Origin of the sequence: Flavobacterium hibernum, from assembly GCF_000832125.1 — a bacterium.
In the GTDB taxonomy this organism is placed as follows: domain Bacteria; phylum Bacteroidota; class Bacteroidia; order Flavobacteriales; family Flavobacteriaceae; genus Flavobacterium; species Flavobacterium hibernum.
The window spans coordinates 121,136-135,773 of the sequence record NZ_JPRK01000008.1; the positions used below are offsets into that span (position 1 = coordinate 121,136).

Genomic DNA, 14,638 nt, shown 5'->3' on the forward strand with positions numbered 1-14,638 from the left:
AATTTTAAAAGTTTAAGTTTAAACCTAACGAGATAATTCTAGAAGGAGTAAATCTATTTTGAGTAGTTCCATTAAAAGTTTGACTTGGATCTAATCCTTGACGCTTAGTAAACAACATTAAGTTTTCACCATTTACATATAAAGTAGCATTATCTACACCTAATTTAGAAATTAAGTCTGATGGCATACTATAAGATAAATTAACTTGTCTTAATGATAAGTAGTCAGAACCAATTAACCATCTGTCAGAAGCTGCAGTAGACTGTGTATTTCTGTTAATATCCATTCTTGGAACATCTGTTATGTCACCAGGTTTTTGCCATCTTTTAAGTGCATCAACACTTAGAGCAGAACCGTAGTTATTACCAGTATGCATAAGGGCAGAGTAGTTAGTATCATACATTTTTCCTCCTATTTGATAAGCAAATAAAACGTCTAATTTTAAACCTTTGTATTTTACATTAGTTCCAAAGCTTCCAAACAAATCAGGAATTGCAGACTCTGCATAATGATATAAAGCTTTGTTTTGATCTGTTGTTACATTAACACCATTCACAACTCTTTGAGTAGCATCACCCGCAACAATTAAAGTTGGATCTGAAACGTACAAAGCATATCCATCAGTAGCGTCTACACCATACCAATCTCTCAACCAATAATCGTAAATAGAATGCCCTGCCATTAATTTTTTAGTTCCATTAATGATCTCTTTTTGAGGCAAACTTGTAATCTCATTTTGAATTGTAGAAGCATTGATACTCAATCCCCAAGAAAAATCATTAGTTCTAATAACTGTTCCATCCAATGAAACCTCAAAACCTTTATTAACCATAGATCCAATATTCTCAACTCTATTATCTAATCCTGAAGATAATGGATTTGGCACAGAGAATATTAAGCCATCTGTATTTCTATTATAATACTCAACACTTCCTCTAAGTCTATTTCTAAATAATCCGAATTCAACAGCGATATCTTTTTGTGTATTTTTCTCCCACTGTAATTCTGAAGCACCAGCAGCATTTGTTACAACTCCACCTTCACTACCATTATCATATCCTAAACTAAATGTTGGTTGACTAACGTAAAAACTTAAACCATCATTACTAGTATGAGAGTCATTACCCACCTCTCCCATCGAAGCTCTTAACTTCAAGTCATTGATCCAAGAACTGTTCTCTAAGAAACTTTCTTTAGAAAGCACCCAAGCACCTCCAACTGACCAGAAATTTCCCCAACGATTATCTTTTGCAAATTTTGAAGAACCATCTCTTCTTAAAGATGCTGAAACAATATACTTGTCTTTATAATCATACCCTACTCTTGAAAAATAAGATTCAGTACCATAATTTCTAGTATAAGAAGTTAAATCTGTAGTGGTTGCATAGTTAATAAACTCTGGATTATCAGGAGAAACTTGTCCAGTTTTTGTACCTGTAAGCCAATTTCTTTCGTAATCAAAACTCTCATGACCTGCTAAAAAAGAAATCGTATGGTTTCCGATTTTTTTATCATAATTCAACAATTGGTTATAAGTAACACCTGTTAAGATTCTATCTTCTTTTGATATTAATCCTGTAGGTGCTCCATCTCCAATTTGAGTATTATAAGTATACGTTCTGTTATAATATGATTTATCTAAAGACGCATTAAATGTAAATTTGAAATCTTTCAAAAATTTAATTTCGGCATACGTTCTTGCAGAAAGCGCCAAACCTTTTTGGTTATCTGTATTATTTAATGTTTCGTAAACAATATTCCTACCATTCGAAGCTCCTGAACCTCTTACAGTTGAATATACTTTATTACCAGTAACATCGTATACATAATCTCCATTTGCAGTGTGATCAAAAACCGGGTAAATTGGTCCCATGTATCTGATAGATCTAAAAGGATTATTAAAAGAACTTGTATTATCAACACCATCAACAGCTAAATTTGAATCTGTAGTTGTTCCTGATAAGTTGATACCAGTTTTGAACCATTCTTTCAAAGAAGTATTAAGATTTAAACGAGCAGCAATTCTTTGATAATCAGATTTCTGAATATATCCATCTTCATTCAAATAACCAATCGAAGCAAAATAATTAGATTTTTCAGATTTACCTTGATAAGAAAAATCAACATTCTGACGAACTCCAGCTCTCTCTAAGGGAGCAGCCCAATCTAAATCTTGTGGATACAATAATTTAGCAGCTGGATTCATTTTACCATCTGTACCTACAATTTGAGCATTTGGTACATTAAACGGATTTGTTACCAAAACAACCGGTACTCTTCCAGAAGCAAATAAATTTGCTGCATCAATTTGAGTCTGATTTGCCATTGGACGGCTATTTCTAATTGCTTCCCACTCTAAAGGATAATAATCAAAAGCATCAACTCTTTCATATTCTTTAATCAATCTTGAAGTCATACCCTGACTAACATTCAAAGAAAATTTATCTTTTGACGATTTACCAGTTTTTGTGGTAATAATAACAACTCCATTTGCAGCTTTTGATCCATATAGAGAAGTTGAAGATGCATCTTTTAAAACTGACAAGCTTTCAATATCATTTGAACTCAAGTTACTAATGTCTCCCGCAAAAGGAACTCCATCAACAACATACAAAGGAGTATTTGATCCGTTTACAGAACTAAATCCACGAATTCTAATAGCTGGAGCCGAACCTGGTTGTCCTGCAGCACTTTGTATTTGAACGCCTGATGTAGCACCCTCAATAGCAGACAGGACATTAGTCACCGCTCTGTTTTGAAAATCTTCGCCTTTAATCGAAACTGCCGAACCTGTGTAAGAACTTTTCTTAGCCTGACCGTAAGCAATAACAACTACCTCATCTAGAGATTTTCCAGAATCTTTCATTTTAACACTCACTATAGAAGATGGACCTACAACAGCTGAAATATCTTCCATTCCAACGTAAGAAAAAAGCAGAACATCACCAGCCTTAGCTTTGATAGAATAACTTCCGTCAAAATCTGTTTGGGCACTGACTTTTGTCCCTTTAACAATAACATTTACCCCTGGAATAACTCCCGTATCTCCAGAAACAGTTCCTGAGACAGTTTTCTCTTGAGCATAAGAAAACTGAATGAACAACGCTACTAGTAGCGTAAAAATCCAATGTAATTTTAATTTCATTTTAATTTGTTTTGAATTAGCATCCGACAAACATCATAATAATTTCTTAAAATAACAAAGCGATTTTAACACAGAAGCAACTTTTCTTTAATGTAATTTTAACACAAAAGAATAATAAATAAACATTTAGCTACAAAAAATCATTTTTCATAACAATTAACACAAAATATAGCGTTTTCGTCAAAAAAAATTTTAACAAATAATTAACATAAAGTACAGGATGGATTTCTAATCTAGATCTAATTTTATTCAAAAAACAGATCGGTTTTCTTACTAAAATAAAATTCAAAAAACACCTTTTTAACACAAATCATCTTCCTCATTCTATTTTTAATTTTTTAAGCAAAATAAGATCGTTAGTTCTTGTAAAATTAATTGCACAAAAAACAAAGTTAAATAGATCAAAAATGCTCCCAATCAAACTTAATTCGCACATAAACACTATAATAAAGCAAAGTAAAAACGCATACAATACTTACAAATAGCACTTAAAGGGACTTGATGCAACGCTAAAAAACTAAAACATTTAAACCTATTAATGAGTTAGTAAAACATATTTTATTTTTGAATAATTGTTTCTCAAAAAAATTCACAATATTTGCCCATTAAAATTCAAAAAGATGCTTCAAAAAAATTATTCGGGCTTTATTCTTGAAACAGGAACCGACGAAGCTGGCCGTGGCTGCTTGGCTGGACCCGTAACGGCAGCTGCTGTAATTTTACCGGAAGATTTTGAAAATCAGATTTTAAATGACAGTAAGCAATTGTCTGAAAAAACAAGAGTTCATTTAAAACCAATTATTGAAGAACATGCCGTTTGTTTTGCAGTTACACATCTATTACCTGATGAAATTGACGAAATAAATATATTGAACGCATCAATGAAAGGAATGCAGGAATGTATCTTGAAACTAAAACATGTTCCAGAATATATTATTGTAGACGGAAATCGATCTTTAAATGCTAAATTAGGTTTGAAGAATACTTTTGGCAAACAATTTTCGATGGAAGAAATCGAACTCTTAAAATCAATTCCTAATCAAAGTATTATAAAAGGTGATGCTAAATTTTTAAGCATAGCCGCAGCTTCTGTTTTAGCAAAAACGTATCGCGACGAGTATATGGATCAAATTCATGAAGAATTTCCAATGTACAATTGGAAAAAAAATAAAGGCTATCCAACCAAAGAACATCGTGAAGCTATAAAAAAACATGGCACAACAAAATACCATAGAATGAGTTTTAGACTCTTACCGGAACAATTAAAATTAGAATTTTAAATAACGAAAAAAGCTTCTCAAAATTGAGAAGCTTTTTTTATTATACACATGATTAATTATCAAAACTGATTAAACAAATTCAGCTTCAAATAACTGAGTCAAATGTTTTACTATTTTAGCTTTTACTTCGGCTTCATCTACTTTTTCTACACCAAGTTCAACGTTTAATGAAGTAACGCCTTTTCCGCGAATTCCACAAGCAATAATATTATCAAAATAACCCAAATCGACATTTACATTTAAGGCAAATCCATGCATGGTTACCCAGCGTGACGCACGTACACCAAGCGCACAAATTTTACGAGCAAACGGAGTTCCAACATCTAACCAAACTCCGGTTTCACCTTCACTCCTACCACATTTCAATCCATATTCTTCCAAAGTTAGAATAATAGATTCCTCTAGAAAACGTAAATATTTATGAATATCAGTAAAGAAATTTTCTAAATCTAAAATTGGATAACCTACTATTTGACCAGGTCCGTGGTACGTAATATCTCCACCACGATTGATTTTATAAAAAGTTGCACCTTTGGCTTCTAGTTGCTTATCGTTTAAAAGCAAATTTTCCAAATCTCCACTTTTGCCCAAAGTATAAACGTGCGGATGCTCTACAAACAATAAATAATTTGGCGTTGGTAAATCAAGTTCTTCTCTTCTGTTTTTGATTTTTAGGTCGACTATGTCCTTAAAAAGTTCTTCTTGATATTCCCAAGTCGATTTATAATCTTTATTACCTAAATCTTGAAGTTGAATTTTTTTGTTCATTTTTATTATTTTTCAAACTCTACTTCAAAGTTGAGTTTGTCAGGATTCTCCATATAATCCGTGAAAGGGTATTGAATTGTAATTGATTTTCGATCTTCACTAAACAAAGCACTCGGATTTGATACTTTCTTGATTCGTTTAGGAAAATGATACTTTATAATGTAATTTGATGAAGCAAAAATCATTTTAGACATATCTGCCGAAGAATCTTTTGCTTTTGCAGCTAGCTTTTGTTTATCGATAACCGCTTTACGTGTAAATTTCTTTCCATCATAAGTATAACTTAGCTCACTATTATTATCTCCTAAACCACCCGAAAAAGGTGCCGAAGGATTACCATTGCTTTCTAATTTCTGAAGTGTGCTTAAAGCTTGTAACGCATCTTGTAACTCATTTACATTTTTAAAGTCAGTAGAAAGCGTCATTAAGAACACTTTTTTCTCAGCATTCATTTTGGTATTTACCACAAAATTTTCAAGCTTTTTTAGCTCTTTCTGAGCCTCCGGAGATAATTTTGCAATACTATCTTTTTTCTCTTCAAATAATTGTTTGAAGGTAAAAGTAGAATCTACATTTTTTTTAAGATCATCACCCATTTGATCTCCAAGTTGATCTCCAGCCATTGCCATTAAAGATGAACCATCCATATCAATAGAGAACTTTCCGGTTCCGTTATCACTTATATAAATGTTTTCGGTTAAAGTACAACTCGTTAATGTTGCTATTAAAAATAAAAAACTAAGTAATTTATACAATCTCATATGGCTAATTTTTTATCAAAGATACAAACTCTATTTCAAAGAATAGTAGTATTCCTGCTTTGCTATTAATTTTCAAATACTACTTTAAAACCAAGTTTTTCTTCATCATCCGGAAAATCTTTCATCGGGATTTCAAGAATAAAACTTTTTCTGTCTTTTGAAATTATGGCATTTTTTAATGAAACTGTTTTTATCTTTTTCGGAAATTGATATTCAATCGAGTATTTACATTCCTTTAAAATATCATCCATTTTTTTAGAAAAATCATTATCCGGATTTTTCTCTTTCTCTTTCTTCTTCTTATTTACTTTAGCATCCTCAGGCAATAAAATCACTTTCTCAAAAACCTTCCCATCATAATTATACGAAAACCTTGTTTTTTTATTTTCTTTTTCAGGAACACTTAAAGAGCCCAACTGCTTGCCAGGGCCAATTTTAGGCATTGATTCAAGCACCTCCAACGGCGATACTACCTTTTTAAGACTATCAATTGACGAGAAATTATATTCCATGTCAAATCTTAATTGTTGTTTAGCCTCGTTTGCTTTTGCACTGACTTTAAAGTTTTCAAGCATTTTTATTTTTTCCCTCTCCAGCTCTGGCAGTTTAGCAATACTATCTTTTGCTTTTGCAAAAACTTCTTTAAAAGTAAAAACCGTATCAATAACTTTATTCTTTTTTGTCGAATCAGAACTCTTAAAACCCAATTTAAATATTCCTCCCAAATCAAATCCATAAGAAAAACTTCCCGAACCATTTTCATTCAGTATCAATTTCTCTTTCATTACACAATTAGAAAAAGTAAAAACAAGCAACAAGCAAACTAAAATTTTCTTCATTCTTTTTTATATATTTAAATTTATTTATTCTAAAATCACTTCTAAATTTGTCAATTCTGGATTTTTCCAACAATCAGAAAGTTGAAATTCTAATGTCATTGTTTTCTTATCCAAACTTACAATCGCTTTTTCATTTGAAACAGATTTTATTTTTCTTGGAAACTGATATTTTAAAGTATAGGATTGCGTCAATTTATATTTCGAATACATTTTTTCTCTTTCTTCAACATTTCTTTTATCCAGATCAAATTTTTCCTGATCTGTAATTATCCCCTTTCTTTTAAAAATTGATCCATCAAAACTGTAATTAATTTTATAGAATTGCTTCACTATCGGATAATTTTCTTTTAAAGAATTTGCCAACCTAAGACTTTCATAAAGATTAGGAATCTCATCCAACTTCTTGAAATCTAACGAAACTATATTAAAATTTTCTACTTGAATTGGATCTACTTTTATATGCATTTTTACATTAGCATGCTCTTGAAAAAGTGCTTGATCGGATTTATTGTATTTTATAAAAGTTCCCTGATACTGTAAGATATAATCCTGAAAAACAAATGTTGTGTCTCTAAATTTATCCAAACCAAAGCGTTGTTTTCCTAATTGCTGAAAACTATTTTCGTCGCGAAGACTATAAACTTCAATACTGCCACTTCCGTCAGAATTAAGGCAAATGGTTTCCGTAATTTGACAACTTACAAAGAGAAATAGAATTATTAAAACGGATATATATATCATTTTTTTCTGAAAGATTCTGAGGTTCTGAGTGGCTAAGATACTGAGCTTTTTATTTAATTTCTTATCGAAATTAAATTCCATCGAGTTGTTTGTCATTCTGACGAAGGAGAAAAACAATGTCAAAAATCTAACTATACTACAACTAAAAGCTCTTTTGAAAACTAAAATTTCTTGAATAGCCCGATAGAAATAAAATCCTTTTATGCCAGTCCAAAGGCTTCGCGAGGCATCAAAGATTGAAATGGATAGCAGACCAAAAGGCAATTGAAATACAATAATTTGATGCTTTAAAAAATCTAAAAACAGCATTCTAAAATCTACATTCTTTTCTTTATCTTTGCACACTTAAAAAAGAGCACAAAATGGCATTATCAGAACAAGAAATCATCCGAAGAGAAAAACTTCAAAACTTACGCAACTTAGGAATCAATCCTTATCCAGCTAATCTTTTTCCTGTAAATCATACTTCGAAGCAGATTAAGGAATCTTTTGAAGAGGGTAAAAAGGTGATTGTTGCCGGGCGTTTGATGAGTGTTAGAGATCAAGGAAAAGCTTGTTTTGCTGAATTGCAGGATAGTGAAGGACGTATTCAATTGTACGTTAATCGCGATGTTTTATGCGAAGGTGATGATAAAACTTTATACAACACCGTATTTAAAAAATTAACCGATTTAGGTGACTTTATTGGTATCGAAGGAGAATTGTTTACTACACAAGTTGGTGCAAAATGTATTCGCGTTAGCGGATTTACTTTCTTAAGTAAAACATTACGTCCGCTTCCTTTACCAAAAGTTGATGAAGATGGAAATATTCACGATGCATTTAATGACGCTGAATTACGTTATAGAATGCGTTATGTAGATTTAACAGTAAACCAACACGTTAAAGAAACCTTCATCAAACGTACCAAGTTATTTACTGCAATGCGTGGTTATTTTAACGACGCTGGATATCTTGAAGTTGATACTCCGGTTTTACAATCGATTCCTGGTGGTGCTTCGGCAAGACCATTTATCACGCACCATAATTCACTTGATATTCCGCTTTACATGCGTATTGCAAATGAGTTATACTTGAAAAGATTAATCGTTGGTGGATTTGAAGGTGTTTACGAGTTCTCTAGAAACTTCCGTAACGAAGGAATGGACAGAACACATAATCCTGAATTTACCGCAATGGAAATATATGTAGCTTACAAAGACTACAACTGGATGATGGAATTTGCAGAAGGTTTATTGGAACATTGTGCAATAGCTGTAAATGGCACAAGCGAAGTTACTTTTGGCGAACACCAAATTAATTTTAAAGCGCCTTATGCACGCGTTACAATGACAGATTCGATCAAACATTTTACTGGTTTTGACATTTCTGGAAAAACTGAAGAAGAATTGTTTGACGCTGCAAGAGGAATGGGAATTGAAGTTGATAAAACAATGGGTAAAGGAAAATTGATTGATGAAATTTTTGGAGCGAAATGCGAAGGAAATTACATTCAACCAACTTTTATTACAGATTACCCTAAAGAAATGTCTCCTTTATGTAAAGAGCACCGCGATAATCCTGAACTTACGGAGCGTTTTGAATTAATGGTTTGTGGTAAAGAAATAGCAAATGCTTATTCTGAACTAAATGACCCAATTGATCAGCGTGAGCGTTTTGAAGACCAAATGCGTTTGGCTGCAAAAGGTGACGACGAAGCTAACGGAATTATTGATGAAGATTTCTTAAGAGCACTTGAATACGGTATGCCTCCAACTTCTGGAATGGGAATTGGTATGGATCGTTTAATTATGTACTTAACAAACAATGCATCTATTCAAGAAGTTTTATTGTTCCCGCAAATGCGTCCGGAGAAAAAGCAATTAATTGAATTATCTAACGAAGAGAAAGCAATTATTCACTTCCTTAAAGAAAACGAAAACAAAATGGATTTAGCGCAACTAAAAGTTACAGCAAATTTAAGCGGTAAAAAATGGGATGCAGCTATGAAAAATTTATCAAAACATGGTTTGACTAAAGTTGCTGTTGAAGGTGATTATAAAATGGTTGAATTGGTATGATAATTTTTCTATTCTAAATAATATTCAAACCCGACAAGTTTTAAAAACCTGTCGGGTTTTATTTTTTTCTAAAACGAGTACTTCTCCAACTTCTTCCCATCAATATCCAAAACTTTTGTACTTTCTCTTGAAGCGTCTTCTTTGACAACTTCCTGAACAGATGGATTTGACGGATATTTTCCATTTTTCAATTTTAGAAGATGAAATTTTCCTCCACTTACAGCTATTAAATCATAGAATTTTTCAGATACAGAAGTGGTTACATAAATTGGGAAATCAGTTACCGTAAATTTATTGATTAAGCTCCCGTCGTTATTTAGAATATATCCTGAGCAACCGCCGCTTCCGCAAAAATAAGGATTTGAGAAACCTACAAAATACTCGTCTTTTTTATCATTATTTAAATCGAAAGCACTATAATAAAAATATCGATCGTCTTTGGTCAAAGCTGGTAAATCTGCTTTTAGCAAAACCAAAAGCTGTTTTCTAATTAACTCGACCGCTTTATCATCCTTTACAGGAGCATCACTTACATCTGCACTACCCGTCGCTGTCTTTGTCAACGTATCGTTTGCAACTGCTTCAACAACATTTTCTTTTTCTGTTTTTACTTTATTCTGACACGAGATCATTCCTAAAATCACAAATGCCACTAAAATTTTTCTTTTCATAATTTCTTTTTTATAAGTTTAAAACACAACGAATATTCACCATCAAAAACTCGATAGTCCTGAAGTCTCGGGATAAAAACCTGTCGGGTTTACTAATCTGATTTCAATTAAACCAACAATGCCGCTTTATTTTCAATATCATTTTGAGTCAATAATGATTTTATATTACCAAAAGTAACCAAAGCAATTTGCGTCAACGCTTCATTCGTAAAAAATGCCTGATGAGCCGTTACCAAAACATTTGGAAAACTCATTAAACGCTGAATTGCGTCGTCCTGAATAATATCATCCGAAAGATCTCTAAAGAATAGTTTTTCTTCCTGTTCGTAAACATCAATTCCCAAATAACCAATTTTACCTTCTTTCAAACCTTCAATTACTGAAGCAGTTTCGATCAAAGCACCGCGACTTGTATTGATAATCATAACACTATCTTTCATCAAATCAATTGACTTTTTATTGATCACGTGTTTGGTTTGATCGTTTAATGGGCAATGAAGCGAAATAATATCACTCGATTTAAAAATTTCTTCTAAAGAAACAAATACAACTCCGTCTTTTTCCATTTCCGGATTTGTAACAATATCATATGCCAAGACCTTACATCCAAAACCTAAGGCAATTTTTGCAAAAGCTTTTCCAATATTTCCAGTTCCAATAATTCCAATAGTTTTTCCAAATAAATCAAAACCTAACAATCCGTTTAAAGAGAAATTTTGCTCTCGAACCCTGTTATAAGCTTTATGCGTTTTTCTATTTAAAGTCAAAATCATTGCCATAGCATGTTCAGCCACAGCTTGCGGAGAATAAGCTGGTACGCGACAAACTTTTATATTATATTTTTTAGCCGCCTCTAAATCAACATTATTAAAACCTGCACAACGTAAGGCAATAATTTTTACATTTTTTTCCGACAATTGTTTTATAACTGCTTCGTTTACAATATCGTTCACAAAAACACAAACTATTGCTGCGTTTTCAATTAAAATCACAGTTTGAGGATTTAATTGTGTTTCGAAAAAGTCTAATTCAAAACCAAAATCTTCATTGTACTTATTAAAGAAAATCTTGTCGTAAGGCTGTGTTGAAAAAAAGGCTATTTTATTATTACTGGATGTGGTATTTAAACTCATAGTAGTTTGTTCTAGATTCTTAGCTTGTTTGTACCCTAAAAATAAACAATTAATTCTACAATTTAAACCAAAAAGAGTCGTTTTAATCTTCTACGGTTCAATATGTTAAATAAAATACAATTCTGATGATCCAATTAAACCTATTTAATTTGATAAAGTCTAATTGGTATAACAATTAAAAAACTTACATCATGAAAAAATTATTTATCGCAGCTCTGTTATTCGTTGGAATGGCAAGTTTTGCGCAAGAAGCGGACCAAAAACCAACACGCGAACCAAGAGAAAAACTGACTCCGGAACAACGTAATGATAAGCAATTAAAAAAACTAACATCTGAACTAAACTTAGATGCTAATCAACAAGCTCAGGTTAAACAACTTTTAGTAGATAGAAGTGCTAAAGCAGAAAAAATTAAAGAGGAACGAAAAGATAGAAAAGACAGTAATGTAAAACCTACTGCTGCTGAAAAAGATGCTTTCAAAAAACAAATGATGGATGAAAAAGATGCTAATGATGCAAAAATGAAATCTATACTAACTGCTGACCAATACAACAAATGGAAAAGCATTCAGAAAGAAAATCAAGATAAGATGAAAGACAAAATGAAAGAATACAAAAAAGAAAACAACTAATTTAATACAACAAAAAAGAGGCTAAATAGCCTCTTTTTTATTTAATATAATATTATTTCGGATTTAAAATCAAATCAATTCTTTTGATACAATCTTCATAATGATATTTTGTTTCAGTATTTACAGGTCCTACTTTTGCAGTTAAAAGTGTCCCTTTTAAAGCACTTAATTCTCCACGTACCAAAGCTCTCAAATCAGATTGTGCTACATTATAATATACTGTAGATCTGTCTGTAGGTTTAATTTCCTCAGTCATCAAAGCGCCCATTCTATCAATATAACCACGCTGTAAATTTCTTCTGTATATCGTTACATTTCCTGCTGCAGATGCTTCTTTCCAAATTCCTTTTCGAGTATCTCTAAATAAATCTAAAGCTTTATAAGTATCTGTTCCCAGAATTTCATTGTCCATCAATCGGCCAATGCGTCCAAGACTTAATAAATTATTTAAATGACGAACCTGTAAACTTCTAAATTTTTCAGTGTAACCTGCAACATCAGTATTTTTAAGCGTATTAATATTAACAATCCATGTTGGCGAAGCAAAAGCATTTGCCTGAAGCCAATTCATCGCTTCTATTTGTTTTGCTTTTGGTACAACTTCATAAATATTCCCAGCCTGATTTGGCTTTTTCGTATTTTCATAAACACCACCAACATTAGTCACTACATGGCCAACATATCTGCTCCAAACGTCAAGAAATTCCTTGTACAACTCATCTAAATCATCATAATTATTAGTCACAGTACTAGTCCATTCGCTTAAATGATTGGCTACATATTCCAGATTTTTCATTCCATAAGAACTCGCTTTCATCGAATTATTTCCAATATCCTCCGTTTGAGTTGTTGGGTCAAATGCACTACTCTGTTTTCCGTATTTATAAACAGGATTCCCTGCTTTATCTAAAATCCATTTGTCTAAAGTTTTAACTTCATCCTGAGGCGATTTTGTATTAGGAATCACACGGTATCCCCAATTTAATGCATAATGATCGTAAGCTCCCATTTTACGAATAAAACGAATATTTTTATCTCCCGGTTGTGCAATATAATTAAAACGAGCATAATCCATTATACTAGCCGAGATTCCGTTTTGCTGTGTAAAATTACCGTTTCTGTAACTTTCAACATCATAAGCACAACTTGCGCCCATATTATGCGGAAATCCTAAGGCATGTCCAACTTCGTGAGCAATAACCATTCGCATCATATCGCCCATTTCTTCATCACTGGTTTGTAAAGTTCTCGCTGAAGGATTTGCTGCTCCTGTTTCTAACATATATCTATTTCTATAAGAGCGTAAATGATTGTGATACCAAATTACATCACTCTCGATAATTTCACCCGTTCTTGGGTCTGAAACACTTGGCCCAACCGCATTTCGAGTTGTACTTGCTACGTAACGAATAACAGAATAACGAACATCTTCTGGGCTAAAATCAGGATCTTCTTCTTTAGTTGGAGCATCTTTAGCAATAATAGCATTTTTAAAACCAGCCGTTTCAAAAGGTTTTTGCCATTCCTCGATTCCTAATTTTATATATTTTCTAAGTTTTTCAGGCGTTGCAGGATCTAAATAATAAACAATAGGTTTTATAGGCTCAACCAATTCTCCTCTTGCATAAGCTTCCGGATCTTTTGGCTCCAATCTCCAACGACGAATATAAGTTTTAAGATCAGATTTTAATTCATTACTTCCATAATCGTATTGGCTTACACTAAAATAACCAACTCTCGAATCCGCCAATCTTGGCTTCATTGGTACTTCTGGCAATAAAACCATCGATTGATTCATTTGAATACTTATCGACTCAGTTGCCTCCAACATTGATGGTTTCGAAGCATTATAAGTCATATCCTGAATTACTTCGATATTCATCGGAAAACTTTTAATTCCATTAATAAAACTTCTTGAATCATCAAGTCCTTTTACTTTATAAGTTTCGCGCATTTCGGCAGATATTCCGCTAATTGCTTTTACATCTGTACTATAAAACTTAGTAACATCTATTACAGTATTGGCAGAATCTTTACTAAAAGCAACAATATCAAAAGCAAATAAAGTGGGCTCGTAATTGTTTGATTTTACCGAAAGACTAATGGGCAAAGTATCATTTGCAACAGCATTATATGATTTTGATTTAATGAGAATTTTATCCTGAAAACGTTGCCAAACGATCAATTGCTCGTTCGTTTCAGATCCTGCATTTACATATCCTCCACCCAAATTAGCAGGAAGTTTAGACAATCTGCTTACTAAAAGCATATCCTTATCTAAATATTTATTTGGAATTTCGAAGTAGTATTTTTTGTCTACTTTGTGAACTTTAAAAAGTCCATCATCAGAAACAGCATCTTTTGTAATTACTTTACTATAATCTTTAATTGTCGATTCTGATTTTTTTTCTGTTGGAGCAACAACAGGTTCTCCTTTTTTTGGCTCTTTCTTATTTGATTGGGCAAACTGTTGAGCAGGAAACAGCATAAATACTGTCATTGTAATAAAAATGAAAAATTTATTCATTTATGGTAGGTTTAATGGTTATTTGACAAACAAAAATAATTTTTATTCTAAATATATGCAGAAAAACATTACCGTTAACAT

At 32.3% G+C, this 14,638-nt stretch carries 11 protein-coding genes; 3 read left to right on the forward strand and 8 right to left on the reverse strand.

What is annotated here, in order from left to right; genetic code table 11:
- Positions 1–4: 4 nt before the first annotated feature.
- Positions 5–3,145, reverse strand: coding sequence for a SusC/RagA family TonB-linked outer membrane protein (locus IW18_RS09685; protein ID WP_084607942.1), 3,141 nt, complete (start codon positions 3,143–3,145; stop codon positions 5–7).
- Between the two features lie 620 nt (positions 3,146–3,765).
- Between IW18_RS09685 and IW18_RS09690 the strand changes: the two genes are divergently transcribed.
- Entirely contained in the window at positions 3,766–4,425 is a 660-nt protein-coding gene (locus IW18_RS09690; RefSeq protein ID WP_041517386.1) for a ribonuclease HII, read from the forward strand.
- 69 nt (positions 4,426–4,494) lie between these two features.
- Here IW18_RS09690 and lipB read toward each other — a convergent pair whose 3' ends face one another.
- From lipB to IW18_RS09710, 4 genes are all read right to left on the reverse strand, one after another.
- Entirely contained in the window at positions 4,495–5,193 is a 699-nt protein-coding gene (gene lipB / locus IW18_RS09695; RefSeq protein WP_041517387.1) for a lipoyl(octanoyl) transferase LipB, read from the reverse strand.
- A 5-nt stretch (positions 5,194–5,198) separates the two neighbouring features.
- Complete coding sequence (locus IW18_RS09700) at positions 5,199–5,954, reverse strand: hypothetical protein (RefSeq protein WP_041517388.1); 756 nt, start codon at positions 5,952–5,954, stop codon at positions 5,199–5,201.
- A 65-nt stretch (positions 5,955–6,019) separates the two neighbouring features.
- Positions 6,020–6,793: a hypothetical protein gene (locus IW18_RS09705; RefSeq protein ID WP_123902600.1), complete on the reverse strand. Its 774-nt coding sequence runs from the start codon at positions 6,791–6,793 to the stop codon at positions 6,020–6,022.
- A 24-nt stretch (positions 6,794–6,817) separates the two neighbouring features.
- Positions 6,818–7,534 carry a hypothetical protein gene (locus tag IW18_RS09710; RefSeq protein ID WP_041517719.1) on the reverse strand — a complete coding sequence of 239 codons (717 nt, stop codon included), beginning with the start codon at positions 7,532–7,534 and terminating at the stop codon, positions 6,818–6,820.
- A gap of 362 nt (positions 7,535–7,896) precedes the next feature.
- Here IW18_RS09710 and lysS point away from each other — a divergent pair, with 362 nt between their 5' ends.
- Positions 7,897–9,594 (forward strand): lysine--tRNA ligase, encoded by a 1,698-nt coding sequence (lysS, locus tag IW18_RS09715; protein ID WP_041517390.1) that lies wholly within the window; start codon positions 7,897–7,899, stop codon positions 9,592–9,594.
- Positions 9,595–9,662: 68 nt separating this feature from the next.
- Here the strand turns inward: lysS and IW18_RS09720 are convergent, their stop codons facing one another.
- The gene (locus IW18_RS09720; protein ID WP_041517391.1) at positions 9,663–10,265 is read right to left on the reverse strand and encodes a hypothetical protein; all 603 of its coding nucleotides are present in this window, start codon (positions 10,263–10,265) and stop codon (positions 9,663–9,665) included.
- Positions 10,266–10,372: 107 nt separating this feature from the next.
- Positions 10,373–11,398: a 2-hydroxyacid dehydrogenase gene (locus IW18_RS09725; RefSeq protein ID WP_041517392.1), complete on the reverse strand. Its 1,026-nt coding sequence runs from the start codon at positions 11,396–11,398 to the stop codon at positions 10,373–10,375.
- A gap of 191 nt (positions 11,399–11,589) precedes the next feature.
- Here IW18_RS09725 and IW18_RS09730 point away from each other — a divergent pair, with 191 nt between their 5' ends.
- Positions 11,590–12,030, forward strand: coding sequence for a hypothetical protein (locus IW18_RS09730; RefSeq protein WP_041517393.1), 441 nt, complete (start codon positions 11,590–11,592; stop codon positions 12,028–12,030).
- Between the two features lie 52 nt (positions 12,031–12,082).
- Here IW18_RS09730 and IW18_RS09735 read toward each other — a convergent pair whose 3' ends face one another.
- On the reverse strand, positions 12,083–14,557 hold the full coding sequence (locus IW18_RS09735; RefSeq protein ID WP_041517394.1) for a zinc-dependent metalloprotease: 2,475 nt from the start codon (positions 14,555–14,557) through the stop codon (positions 12,083–12,085).
- Positions 14,558–14,638: the final 81 nt, after the last annotated feature.